Origin of the sequence: Scytonema sp. HK-05, from assembly GCF_963872035.1 — a bacterium.
GTDB lineage: Bacteria > Cyanobacteriota > Cyanobacteriia > Cyanobacteriales > Nostocaceae > Kalymmatonema.
Window position 1 is genome coordinate 84,790 of record NZ_CAWMYC010000057.1, and the last position, 13,570, is coordinate 98,359.

A 13,570-nucleotide genomic window follows, 5' to 3' on the forward strand; every position below is an offset into this window, starting at 1 on the left:
TAAACATTTCTTAAACTTTCGTTATCTTTGGTTACTTCTTGTGATAGTAGCGAATTGCTGCTTATGAGTTCTCAGATGACTCGCTACTAAATGCCTATCATTTCTTTTTTGTGCCAGCTTTAGCTGCTTTGGCTGCTTTCTTTGCCGCTTTTTCCGCAGCAATTGCCGCTAAAGAAGCCTGTTCTTTTTCCTCTTCTATTTTCTCCAAGTAATAGTGGTAATCTCCTAAATAGACACGAAAATCTCCTTCGCGGATTTCGACGATTTTGTTTGCTACCTTGGAGATAAAATAACGGTCGTGGGAAACAACAAGTACGGTGCCATCATAGTTTTGGATGGCTTCTTCTAACATTTCTTTTGCTGGAATATCTAAGTGGTTCGTAGGCTCATCCAGGATTAACAAATTTGCTGGTTGCAAAAGCATTTTTGCCAAGGCAAGACGTGCTTTTTCACCCCCACTTAATGCCGCAACTGGTTTCAAGACAGTATCGCCACTAAATAAAAACCTTCCCAAAAGGGTGCGAACTTCTTCATTTTTCCAATCGGGAACTTCGTCATGGATAGTTTCCATGACAGTCTTTTTCAAATCTAAAGCTTCTGCTTGGTTTTGCTCAAAATATCCAGGTAACACGCCGTGTTCACCCAATTTTACGGCTCCTTCTGTGGGTTGCTCAATACCCATAATCAGGCGTAACAAAGTGGATTTGCCGGCACCATTGGGAGCGATAAAAGCAATGCGATCGCCTCTCTCAATCAAAAGATTCGCACCCAAAAACAAGATTTTCTCATCATATACATGAGTTAAATCTTTGATTTGTACAACCTCGCGTCCGCTACGGGGTGAAGGCGGAAAACGGAATCGCAACGTTTTTACACTAGATGTAGGTGCTTCGATACGCTCGATTTTGTCCAGTTGTTTTTCCCGGCTTTTTGCCTGAGTGCTGCGCGTCGCACTGGCGCGGAACCTATCAACAAATGCTTGTTGTTTGTCTAATTCTTTTTGCTGGCGTTCGTAGGCGGCAAATTGTGCTGTTTGGTTTTCAGCTTTTTGTTGCAAATATGCCGAGTAGTTACCAAGGTAGGTGGTGGAAACGCCACGTTCGGTTTCCACAATTTGGGTGCAGAGGCGGTCAAGAAACTCACGGTCATGGGAAACTATCACCATAGGCGTGTTCAAGCCTTTGAGGTAATTTTCCAACCACTCAATCGTTTCTAAGTCTAAATGGTTCGTTGGCTCGTCTAACAGCAATAAATCAGGTTCTTGCAACAGAATTTTGGCTAAACCCATTCGCATTTGCCAACCGCCACTAAAAGCACTGACAAGGCGATCGCCATCTTCTAGCCCAAACCCCATTTCTGGTAAAATTTTCCCAATCCGTGTATCCAACACATAGCCATCCAAAGCTTCAAACTGTCTCTGGAGGCGATCCAACTTATTGATGAGTTTTTCGAGTTCCTCTGGAGAGGCGCTTTCCATGTCTCGCTGCACCTTCGCCAAAGACTGCTGTACAGAGTTGGCTTCTTTAAAGACTGTCCACAATTCTTCTGCAACAGTGTGAGTCGGGTCTACTTCAAATTCTTGATTGAGGTAAGCTATATGTAAGCTGGCAGGACGAATAATTTCGCCAGAGGTTGGTTCAACTTCCCCAGTGATAATTTTGAGTTGGGTGGATTTTCCGGCACCATTGACACCAACTAAACCAATGCGATCAGAAGCTTTGACTTCCCAGTTGATATCCTTAAGGACTTCGCCTGTGGGGTAGATTTTACTGATGTGTTCAAGTCGCAGCATGGGGTGTCTCCAAGGTAGGCAATGAATAGAGATGGCAGAAGTGCTTGTATCGAGTCCAATCTTAACAAAATTTAACTAAAATTTCTTGGGTGTAAACTGCTTGGAGACAGAAAGTTTTGAGGGGAAGCCAGAAATTATATCAAGCCCGGCAAATAACCGATAATAAAACTTATATGTAGTAAGGACAAAAGTCCTTGTTTTCAAAGGAAGAGGACTCTTGTCCTCACTACAAACTAAATAAGGTTATTAATCGGACATGATATTACGAAGCAGGCTCTTCTTGTGCTGCTTGCCTGACTTCCTCTACACTCAAACCTAACTCCTGTGCGATTTGCTCTATGGTTAACCTTTTAAGGATTAGTGCATCCAACTTCTTGTTCCCAGGCTGAGCCTGGGAACGAGTTAGGGAGGCGAGACCTCATTTTTTAAGAGCATCTTCAGGTCGAATTGGTATAAGCTCAAAGAAAATAGTGGGAAATTCTTGAAACAAGCAATAAAAAAGGCTATCGGTTTTCACGAATTTTAGAAAATTGCTGTTTCCATTTAAAATTTATTTACCAAAATGAACATGGTGTATGACATTGCCCTGACTCCCAAAGGGTTTATTCGCTTGGGGTAGAGTGCATATTACTACTTTTTCTCATGATTAATAATAGTATGAGTGTCAGGCAATTGAAGCAGATAGAGTCGTTTCGCGATCGCCTCAACACCCTAGAGCAGCAAATCAGCGAACTGCCAAAAAGCCAAGCGCAATCTGAGCAAATTTCGCAATCTTTTGTAGCCTTGCAAACCAGCCTGGAAAGACTGAGATCTGACGTTACCACACAGCAACCGTCCAAAGAAAGATTTTCGACTGGCGAATACGAACTACAGGCGTTATTTGATGAAGCTTTGGATGCAATGCTGATTGCTGATGATGCAGGCTCTTATATAGATGTCAATCCTAGTGCCTGTGAACTGCTGGGTTTGTCCAGAGAAGAGATTTTGACCAAAAGCGTGGGTGACTTTCTAGAACCTGGTGTTGATTTTTTTCAAGGGTGGCAACGGTTTTTAGAACAGGGAAGGGTTAGGGGCGAATCTCGCGTCCTACGTCCAGATGGCACAGTGCGGGAAACGGAAAACACAGCCGTAGCAAACTTTGTTCCCCATCGTCACCTGTCAATTTTGCGAGATATTACTGAACGCAAGCGCATCGAAGCTGAACGCAATCAGATAGAGGCGGAACTGCTGAAGAACCAGCGATTTATTGAGCAGATTGCTCAGTCGATGCCAGCAATATTGTATGTCTACGACCTATGTGAACAACGCAATGTCTATGCAAATCGGCAGATGATGGAAGTATTGGGTTTGTCTGCCGAAACCGTTCAGGCAATGGGAACAGGAGTGCTGCAAATCCTGATCCATCCTGACGATTGGGTGAAAGTGGCTGAGAGTTTGAAGCAATATGCCACAGTCAGAGATGGGGAAGTTATAGAAATTGAGTATCGAATGCGTCATGCGACTGGAGAGTGGATCTGGCTCTACAGCCGAGAAGTGGTGTTAACCAGAAATGCCGATGGCTCTTCCCGGCAGATACTTGGTACGGCAACAGATATTACGCGCATTAAGCAAACTGAGGAGGAATTGCGCCAGAGTCAGGCAAAGTATCGTGCGTTGAGTCAAGAACTTGAGCAACGGGTGGTACAACGAACTGCCGAGTTGACCAAGGAAATTATCGATCGCCAACGCCTACAAAATGAGTTACGCACCAGCCAGCAGAAGTACAAAACCCTGTTTGATATCTTACCTATTGGCATTGTTATTACCGACCCCGAAGGCAAGGTGGTTGAAGTCAACCCAGCTTCTGAGGAAATTTTAGGCATTTCTGCTGCTGAACATTGTGGGCGGCGGTATGACAGTCCTGAGTGGCAGATTATCCGCCCGGACGGTAGCCCGAAGCCCACTTCTGAATATGGCGGTGTGATAGCGCTAACCGAGCAGCGGGTTGTTCGAGATGTGGAAATGGGCGTGTTTAAGCCCAATGGTGAAATTACTTGGATCAGCTTGACGTCAGCCCCTATTCCCTTGGAGAATTACGGGATTGTATCTGTTTATGTGGATATCACCCAACGCAAACAAGCAGAGATAGCCCTGCGCCAGAGCGAGGAACAGTTGCGCCTCATCACCGATTCTCTACCAGTATGCATTTCCTACGTTGACCGAGAACAACGCTATCGGTTTGTTAACAAGACGTATGAGGAGTGGTTTGGGCGCAGTCGGGAGGAAATCTACGGTAGAACCTTGAGGGAGTTTGTTGGTGAAGCTACCTATAGTGCGATTCAGCAATATAACGAGCAGGTGCTTGCCGGGGAGACGGTGTACTATGAAACTGAAGCGCCCTATCGATTGGGTGGCAGACGCTATATTTCTGCAATAATTGTCCCAGATTTTGATGCTCAATTCCAGGTTAGGGGATGGTATGCTGTGAGCACTGACATCACAGAGCGCAAACGGGCAGAAATGCAACTTGTGGAGACTCGTAATTTCCTGCAATCAGTTTTAGATCATTTGCCTGTTGCTGTCTTCACTAAAGAAGTCCACAATCTCCGGTTTGTGCTTTGGAACGCGGCGTGTATTAAGTTGATGGGCTATACAGCAGAGGATGTTTTAGGTAAGACTGCTTATGAGGTATTCACAACACAGCATGCAGATTTTTGCACTGCTAAAGACCAGGAAGTTTTAGCCACCTCAGAGGCAGTGGAAACCCTTGAAGGGATGATTTGCACAAAGCAGGGGGAAACAAAAACTGTCCGCAACAAAAAAGTCGGCATTTACGACTCGCAAGGAAATCCACAGTATGTGCTAGGGTTTGCTGAAGACATCACAGAACGCAAACGGGCAGAACACCAACTGCGAGCCTCACTACAAGAAAAAGAAGTTTTGTTAGCAGAAATTCACCACCGAGTCAAAAACAACTTGTATGTTATTTGCAGTTTGCTCGAGCTACAGACAGATTGGGTAAGCGATCCAAAAGCGAAAGCAGCTTTGGAGCATAGCTGCAATCGGGTTAGTTCAATGGCATTGGTACATGAAAGCCTCTACCAAACTCACAACTTTTCTGAAATTGATTTTGCTGAGTATCTTCAACAACTGGCGAGTTATTTGCTAGAAACCTACAGATCTCCTGCCAGTCAGGTGATGCTCAATTTTGTTGGCACTCCGGTGTTCCTCAGTCTTGATCAAGCTATTCCCTGCGGGTTGCTGCTCAATGAGTTAATTACCAACGCTCTCAAACATAGCTTTCCAGAAGGTAGTTCTGGTCAAGTCTACATCCGAATCACCTCTTTGGCTGATGGCTGGATTGAAATAGCAGTGGGCAATGATGGCTCTAGCCTACCTCCCGATTTTGACCTCCAGCGTAATGCCTCAATGGGGGTGAGACTTGTTATCATGCTTGTTGAACAACTCACCGGCTCTCTTGAGCTAGAGCAGGGTGAGATCACATGGTTCAAAGTTCAATTTCCTGTTTGTAATACTTAATCAAAGATTTATTAAAGTTATACGAAGAAAAGTAAAATTTTATCTAAATTTAGTGTTTTAGAGTCATTATGATAAAACATTTGGGTTGCAATTCTAACAAAAGCCATCTATGGCTGGTATTTTAATCGTTGAAAATGAAAGGGTGGCTGCCTGGAATATTCAAGCTGGTTTAGAGAAGTTTGGGTATACCGTTGTAGGAAATGTTGCTTTGGGTGAAAAAGCAGTTGACCTTGCCGAAAAACTCAAACCGGATCTGGTACTCATGGACATCCGGTTGCAGGGTGAAATCGATGGTATTGAAGCCGCCGCCAGAATTCGCAATCAGTTTCAGATTCCCGTTGTCTACCTAACTGCTCACGCTGACGACCAAACATTAGAGCGGGCGATCGCCACCGACCCCTACGGCTATCTGACCAAACCCTTCAAACGCGCCGAATTACACACAACCATTACCACAGCTTTGCATCGTTGTCAATTAGAAAAACAATTGCAAGCAACACAGCAATGGCTAACATCCACCTTAAACAGTATTGGTGATGGTACAATCGCCACTGACCAAGAAGGTCGCATCACCTTTATGAACAGAGTCGCTGAAGCGATCACAGGCTGGCAGGAAACAGAAGCTATTGGCAAGTTAGTCAATCAGGTGTTGGATCTGTATCATGGTGAAACGGGGCAGGAGATAGAAAATCCACTGCTGTTAGCTATACAAGAGGGTCTCCCTGTTCAATTACCTGAGCAATCCCTGTTGCGAACAAAAGACGGCACAGAACGCTTAATTGATGATGTAGCGACCCCAATTCGCGACGCTTTTGGTAAGGTACAAGGCGGGGTCATGGTTTTTCGGGATATCACCGAACGTCAGCGGATGCAAGGGTTGCTGCGGGAGAGCGAAGCCAGATTTCAGACGCTAGCAGCGAACCTACCCGGCGTAATTTATCGGGTGCTACATCGCTTAGATGGCTCAGTTGAATGCCTGTACCTCAGTCCCTGCTTCCAAACGCTGTTTGAAATGGAGCTAGAGTCCTTCCAGCAGGGAAGAGATTCCATTCTGGCTGCTATCCACCCTGATGATGCCAGTTCTCTGCACAGAGCGTTTGAGACGATGCTGCAAACGCTGCAAGCTTACACATGGGAGGGACGCATTCTTGTTCCTTCTGGACGGATCAAATGGATTCAAATGATCAACCGCTCCTCCCGACAGGCAAATGGAGACATTGTTTGTGATGGCTTGATTGTGGATATTAGCGATCGCAAACGAACTGAGCAAGCCTTGCAAAGGCAAATGCAGCGCGAACGGCTACTGGCTGAAATTGCTCAGCAAATTTACAAATCTTTGGATTTCAATGAAATTCTGACCACAGTAGTGACCAGAGTGCGTGAAATCCTTCAGGTTGATCGGGTGTTAATTTTTCAGATCAATCCAGATGGTTCGGGAGTTGTTATCCAAGAATCAGTGGATTCTGTTCCCCCAACGCTGGGACTGAGTTTCTCAGACAAATGTTTTCCATCGGATTGTTATGAGTTTTATTGGCAGGGACACTCGCGGGTGATTGGTGATACAAGTGAAGATGAGTGGAGCCAGTGTTTGAGGGAATTGATGCAGGAATTAGGCGTTAAATCCAAGGTTGTTATCCCGATTATTCAACACCAAGAAACTGCCACAACAAGCCTCAAATCTCCAGCGAGAAAATTATGGGGTCTGCTGATTGTTCACGCTTGTGATGACTACCGTCAATGGGAAAGCCAAGAAGTTGATTTACTGCGTCAAATTTCACATCATTTAGCGATCGCCATCCAGCAGTCAGAACTTTACCAAAAACTACAACAGGCAAACCAGCAACTAGAGTGCCTTGTCAAAATTGATGCACTCACTCAAGTTGCCAACCGTCGCCGCTTTGATGAGTACATACAGCAACAGTGGAATCAATTAGCACGCGAGCAAAAACCGCTATCATTAATTTTGTGCGATATTGATTTTTTCAAACGCTATAACGATACTTACGGTCATCCAGCTGGCGATACGTGTTTAGTGCAAATTGCTCAAGCAATCAACTGTTCCGTTAAACGCCCAGCAGATTTGGTAACCCGTTACGGTGGTGAAGAATTCGCCGTAATTTTGCCTAACACTGATCAGACAGGGGCAGTCCATGTAGCAATAACTATTCAAAACCAAGTGCGTCAGCTTCAGTTAGACCACATTGGTTCTAGTGTCGCAGATTACGTCACCGTTAGTATCGGTATTGCCAGCACTGTGCCCACTGACAAGAGCTTGCTCCAAGCCTTCATTGCAGCGACAGATCGCTCACTTTACCAAGCAAAGCAGCAGGGGCGCGATCGATACTGCATCAAAACACTTTAACCAACAGAAAACTCATATCAAGCCTAATTGATTAGATACCCTTTTTAGGTGTCTTTTGTTGCGAAATTGATAGAGTATAGTTATACTGTCCTTTGGATAAGTCTCCTACATATAAAGAGTACTTTCCTGCCTGCCAATAACCAGAAATTTCTGGCTTGCCTCCAGAGTAGCTATCTGCTAATACACAAAAGCGTCCTCCTGGACCATCAATTAATAGAGTAGGCTGTCCACCACTTTCAACTGTTAATCGTAGGTAAGGCAGTGATTCTGTCACCTGTATAACTTGATTAGGTTTAGGGGCAATGTTACCACAGTTGCTTGGGAGTGTTCCCCCAGATGTACCGTTTACAATTAGCGGATCTGGCTGCAAATTAGAACGAATTCGCACAACTTGTGCGTCTACTAAATGAGCATTGGTAAGAACCAAACTGATCGCTAATGATGCGGGAACACCTTTAAATCGCGTGCGCATCTTCATATTATTGTTATAATTCCAACTTTTTTATAGCTATTATTGATACATATATCTTAAAGTTAAAAGACGATAACGAACTGTCTTTGTTCCAAACTGCTTCGTAGAAAATTTTCTTGGGTAGATGAATAACTATATGGTTAAATATTAAAGAAATAAAAGGAGTCAGAATGTCAGCTAGAAACTCAGAATGACTCCACCCATAAAGGGATGGAGTTTTAAGTTGCAAGAAAATTTTAGTATTGGTTTCGCCTACAAGGAGTGATGTCTTAAGGGCAGTCTCATCACCCACTCGCACAGAATTCAGGAGAGTTCTGAGTTCTTCTTTATAAATTTTTTAGGCAAAGCTCATATAAAAAGCTTAATTCCTAACTACCAAGAGCGGTCTTTCAAACAAAGGCATTCGCTAAAATCACGCTAGAAACTACCAACAAAAGCATTTTGTTGGTTCGTTGTTCATAAGAGTGTTTAAGCTAAGGTAGAAACAAATGAATCCTCAACCAGAAGAAGACTTAAAGCGTCGCCTCGAAAAGCTAGAGGCAGAGATTAATACCCCGTTTGTGGTCACAAGGTCACAAAAAAGAGTAAAGCCCTCTGAGTTTGGTTTTGCTAGCTTGGAGCCTCAGCTAGTGCGATTTGTGACTTGGTTCAACAATCTGTCGGTCGTGAGAAAGCTTGTAGTTTCTGGTGCAGCTTTGCTGTTGGGTTTTGCCATACTGCAAGCAGTCCTTAAACTCGTCGCTGCTGCGATCAGTTTGGCACTATTGGCAATATTAGTGTACCTTGGATACAAATTTTTAGTATCTAATAACTCTCAAAAAAAGCAGTAGTTTATTTTTAAACATGCAGAGAGTGAGATAGAAATAAAGTTAAAGGGAATTATCCAATGGCGACCCCAAGTGTGAGGAGAACTAATCAATCTAGTCAAGCTAAAGAACCGGGAAAATCTAACTCATTGCCTTTAGCGACTAGGCGCATTGCGGCTTGGGCAGTAGAAATCACACTGGTGGTTGCCAGTGGATTAGTGCCCTTTGGTATGGGTACATATGCCAATTCTAGAAGCGATTTGAATCGAGCGCCACTCAACCCTTTGTTAGTACAAACGGAACGAGCGATCGCCCGCCCACTCGCTTTGCCTATCAGCTACGGAACCCGGAATGTAGCATCGCCCACGAATTTCTTATGGACAATCGCCTTGCTAGCACCGCTGGCACTTTCGGGTTGGCAATTATATTTACTAGCGAAAACTGGAAGCACACTGGCGAAACGTCAGTTTGGGATTAAAGTTGTCAACGATCTTGGTAAGCCGCCAGGATTCGCAGCTGTTTTGGTGCGAGAAGGACTCGGTCGTTGGGGTTTGCCGACGGCGATCGCCTATTTTCTGTGGCGCAACAGCTTCTTGTTTCCGAGTTTAGGTGCTTTTACCAGCTTGGCGACAATCATGCTTGTGTTAGAAGCGACGGGTTTCCCTTGGCAGCAAAACCGCCGCGCACTGCACGACAGGCTGGCAAGAACTTACACGATAGATCAGAGCGAACCATTTACATCCCCACATAAAGATAGCAAGCAGAGTCAATCTCCGTTGACCGAACCAGATGAAGAAGCGGCGATCGCATCAATTGTGATCACTCCAGAACAGCCAAGCCGCGAGCATCCTAAGGTGTGGCAGTGGACGCAGCAAAATCCAAGTCAAACGCTGACCGCAGTCGCCCTCCTCAGCATGAGTGCAGTTCTAACACTTTTAGTCAGTACTCAAATATACATTCAGGATCAGCAAAATCAACGTGCTGTCGAGCAGCGCAACAGCCAGCAGTTTCTTGCACTGATCAAACAGTTAACTCCCAACTCGACAGCGACAAACGACGAACGCCAGAAAGCAATTTTGGCTATGGGTACTCTCAAGGACCCCCAAGCAACCCAATACCTTGTCAACTTGCTATCTAAAGAAACCAACCCTATCTTAGTTGAAACGATTCAGCAAGCTTTGGTCAGCATTGGACCGAATGCCATGCCTGATTTAAAACGCATGAATCAGTACCTGACTGGCGAGTTAGATCCAGCAAGGGGCAGCAAAGCCTTACCACCACAAGTGCTACAAAAGCAGTTGCAAGCAAACCAGCGTGCAATGAATAAGATTTTGGCTGTCTACAACGGTCAAGCCAATGGCTCAGATCTGAGCAATATCAACTTAGGTCAAAACGGCTCTGAGCAAAGCTCCTTCAACTTGGTACTAGATAAGATTGATTTATGGGGAATTAGGTTCAAATCCGCAAACCTATCCTTCGGCAGTTTCAAGGGGAGTCGCTTCCGGGGAGGAGGCGAAGATGGTCGCTGGGATACCTACGACGATTGGATTGCTGATTTAAGCCATGCACGAATGACGCAAGCTAATCTGACTGAAGCTAACCTCAGCCGTGTCTTGATGATTCGTACTGATTTAAGCCGCGCCACTCTCAACAAAGCTAACTTATCCAACGCACGCTTAACTGCTGCTAACCTCAGTAGCGCCCAGCTACAAGGAGCCGATTTGGAAGGTGCCGTACTGGAAAATGCCAGCCTTACAGGAGCCGACTTGAGCAATGCACAGTTGAAAGACGCGGATCTGTATGCTGCTCGTCTGGGTCGCGTTATTGCAGTAGGAACGCAATTGTCATTCGCCAACTTAACCAAAACCGATTGGCAAGGCGCAGACCTGACAGGAGCTTATTTGGATCATGCCAATCTCAGCAATGCCAACCTCAACGCCACTCGCCTTGCTAATGCTATTTTGCGCTCTGCCAACATGGAAAATGCCAACTTGCGAAACGCCGACTTAAGCCTTGCAGATTTCAGGGGCGCGAATCTCACAGGAGCGGATTTCCAGGGAGCAATTCTTTCCCCTAGCAAACAAGACCAAACAGAGCAATTTGTCCAAACCCCAGCTATAGGAGCAAAATCTGCTGTTGTGGATGGAGTGGATTTCAGTCAAGTCAAAAATTTAGATGCCAAGCAAATAGCTTACATTTGTACTCAAGGAGGTATTCATCCTCGTTGCCCCTAGAGATGGGGAGCAGCAACGAATCATGACTTCTGACTAACAGAAGGTTTTTCAACAGTTAAGTAAAATATCACTATTTCTCACAAAAGCTTACCAAAGCTTGCTAGACTAATTTCAGTGAGCAACAGTGAAGTTTAGTGATGTCTAAGTACGTGCCTTTACGTGTTGCTTGTGACAGACTAGGGGTTCATGCAAACACGATAAGGAGGTGGGCAGATACTGGACAATTGCCAAGTATCCGAACACAAGGGAATCAACGATTGTTCGATATTGACTCCTACCTCAAGGAAAAAGAGGGGGAAAAACGGCGGAAAATCTGCTACTGTCGAGTCTCCAGTCACAAGCAACGAGATGACCTTGAGCGACAAGTTGAGTTCATGCGCCGACGCTACCCAAATCACGAAATTATCACAGACATCGGGTCAGGACTCAACTTTAAAAGAAAAGGTCTTATATCCATATTGGACTGGGTTAGCGAAAGAACTGTCTGTGAAATTGTTGTCGCACATCGAGATAGACTCGTTAGATTTGGGTTTGACCTTATCGAATGGTTTGGTAAAAAATTCTCCTGTGAAATCGTGGTTCTCGACGAGAATAAACTTTCACCCACAGAAGAACTTACAAGGGATTTGCTTTCGATCATCCATGTTTTCTCATACAGAATGCATGGACTCAGAAAGTACCAACGTGAAATCAAAGAAGATAAGGATATTCCCAAACCAACAACAAACGGTGACTCTGAAGAAATGGATGGGAACGGCTCGATATGTGTTTAATCAAACTATCGCATACCTGAACAAACCAGATACTAAGGCTTCTTGGAAAGCAATCAAAACAGGAATCATTCAATCTTTACCTGAATGGTCGAAAGAAACACCTTATCAGATAAAATCAATTGCGATTAAAGACGCTTGCGATGCTGTGAAAAATGCTAAGAAAAAATTCCAGCAGACAAAACAGATTCAACTCGTCAAATTTCGCTCGAAAAAAGAGAGACGGGATAGCATCTATATTCCGAAAGGTTCTGTGAAATCGGAATCGGTGTATATAACTTCTTTAGGTAAGTCTTTACAACCTGCTGAAGTTTTTCCAGACATAGAGTTTGATTGTAAGTTAGTGCATCAGAATGGGAAGTTTTACATCATAATTCCTATGGTATTTGAGTCAAAAAAATCTGAGAACCAAAGATTAGGCTTAGTTGCTCTAGACCCTGGTGTAAGAACATTTCAAACATTCTTCAGTCTTCATTTGAATGGTGATTTTGGAAACTTAGACATTGGTAGAATCTACAGGCTATGCGCTTATCTAGATAATTTGTACAGTCGTATCTCTAAAGCGAAAGGCACTCCAAAGTATAGAATGCTTAAAGCTTCTAGAAGAATGAGAGAACGCATTCGTAATATTGTAGATGAAGCACATAAGCAAGTTGCTCATTATCTCTGCTCTCAATTTGATGTGATTCTATTACCTAGCTTTGAAACATCAGAAATGGTAGTGAAAAAGTCTAGAAAGCTCAGGTCAAAGACAGCAAGAGCAATGCTCAATTGGTCACATTATAGATTCAAGGAATATCTAAAGTTCAAAGCACAAGAATGGAAGACACAGGTCATTGAAGTGTCAGAAGCTTACACATCGAAAACCTGTACAAAGTGTGGACATATTCACACCAAATTGGGTGGAAACAAAAAATTCAAATGTCCTAGCTGTGGTCACACACTGCCAAGAGATTTGAATGGGAGCCTTGGGATATATCTTAAGGCATTGGTAGAACGTCCTGAACTCCTGCAATGGAGGGAGCATTTGTTAGCAATGGGCAACCAAAGTTAACTTAAAACGTTCGGTACTATTAACTATAAAATTTACAATTAACTCAGCAATTGTGTGAGGAGCGGGGAAATGAAGCGTCTTCAGTACTTAGTATCACTTGTTTTGACTGGTTCAGTTTTTAGCTTTGCTCTATTTAGCCAACCAGCACAAGCTCAAGTCGCATATGGCAGCTATGTCGGCGTTGGTCCAGCAGTTGGTTTTGCAGATGGTGCGCGAGTCGGAGGAGTGATTGCTGCCCGCTACAAGCTTCTTGAAGTTCCCGTTTCTTTCCGCGCTCAGGCTTTCATTGGTTCAAATGTCGCCCTTGTGCCAACAGTTTCCTACGACTACCCGATCAACTGGCAAACTGACGCCTACATAGGAGCTGGGGTTGTTTTAGCTGGCGGTGATACACCTTCCCCAGTTGGCAATAAAATTGGCTTTGCCCTGCAACCAGGAATTGATTACGTTGTTCCAAATAGCAATACGGTGATTTTTGGGAACGCTATCATTGCCTTTGACGCTGTCCGTGACGGCGGTACCGCTTTCTCCTTGCAAGGTGGGGTTGGTTTGAGATTCTAA

At 44.4% G+C, this 13,570-nt stretch carries 9 protein-coding genes and 1 pseudogene; 7 read left to right on the top strand and 3 right to left on the bottom strand.

All coding sequences use genetic code 11. The annotated features are described in order from the left end of the window. Positions 1-97 precede the first annotated feature (97 nt). Together AACT52_RS09105 and AACT52_RS09110 are read right to left on the bottom strand one after the other, a co-directional pair. Positions 98-1,792, bottom strand: coding sequence for an ABC-F family ATP-binding cassette domain-containing protein (locus tag AACT52_RS09105; protein WP_073630323.1), 1,695 nt, complete (start codon positions 1,790-1,792; stop codon positions 98-100). 430 nt (positions 1,793-2,222) lie between these two features. After that, positions 2,223-2,309: pseudogene (locus tag AACT52_RS09110) on the bottom strand (DUF2887 domain-containing protein); the annotation flags it as partial. A 125-nt stretch (positions 2,310-2,434) separates the two neighbouring features. Here AACT52_RS09110 and AACT52_RS09115 point away from each other — a divergent pair. After that, positions 2,435-5,311 (top strand): PAS domain S-box protein, encoded by a 2,877-nt coding sequence (locus AACT52_RS09115; RefSeq protein ID WP_073630327.1) that lies wholly within the window; start codon positions 2,435-2,437, stop codon positions 5,309-5,311. Positions 5,312-5,420: 109 nt separating this feature from the next. Continuing rightward, positions 5,421-7,673, top strand: a complete 2,253-nt coding sequence (locus tag AACT52_RS09120; RefSeq protein WP_073630329.1) for a diguanylate cyclase domain-containing protein — start codon at positions 5,421-5,423, stop codon at positions 7,671-7,673. A gap of 31 nt (positions 7,674-7,704) precedes the next feature. On the opposite strand, the gene AACT52_RS09125 is transcribed toward AACT52_RS09120, so the two are convergent. Then, the gene (locus AACT52_RS09125) at positions 7,705-8,151 is read right to left on the bottom strand and encodes a hypothetical protein (RefSeq protein WP_073630331.1); all 447 of its coding nucleotides are present in this window, start codon (positions 8,149-8,151) and stop codon (positions 7,705-7,707) included. 482 nt (positions 8,152-8,633) lie between these two features. On the opposite strand from AACT52_RS09125, the gene AACT52_RS09130 reads away from it, so the two are divergent. The 5 genes from AACT52_RS09130 to AACT52_RS09150 all read left to right on the top strand — a co-directional run bounded on the left by AACT52_RS09130 (position 8,634) and on the right by AACT52_RS09150 (position 13,570). Next, positions 8,634-8,975, top strand: a complete 342-nt coding sequence (locus tag AACT52_RS09130; protein ID WP_073630335.1) for a hypothetical protein — start codon at positions 8,634-8,636, stop codon at positions 8,973-8,975. 56 nt (positions 8,976-9,031) lie between these two features. Then, positions 9,032-11,185, top strand: a complete 2,154-nt coding sequence (locus AACT52_RS09135; protein ID WP_073630337.1) for a pentapeptide repeat-containing protein — start codon at positions 9,032-9,034, stop codon at positions 11,183-11,185. Positions 11,186-11,322: 137 nt separating this feature from the next. Beyond that, positions 11,323-11,958, top strand: coding sequence for an IS607 family transposase (locus AACT52_RS09140; RefSeq protein ID WP_073630338.1), 636 nt, complete (start codon positions 11,323-11,325; stop codon positions 11,956-11,958). Next, entirely contained in the window at positions 11,915-13,009 is a 1,095-nt protein-coding gene (locus AACT52_RS09145; protein WP_198940888.1) for an RNA-guided endonuclease InsQ/TnpB family protein, read from the top strand. Before AACT52_RS09140 ends, AACT52_RS09145 begins: the two co-directional genes overlap by 44 nt. A 69-nt stretch (positions 13,010-13,078) precedes the next feature. Then, positions 13,079-13,570: a hypothetical protein gene (locus AACT52_RS09150; protein ID WP_073630342.1), complete on the top strand. Its 492-nt coding sequence runs from the start codon at positions 13,079-13,081 to the stop codon at positions 13,568-13,570.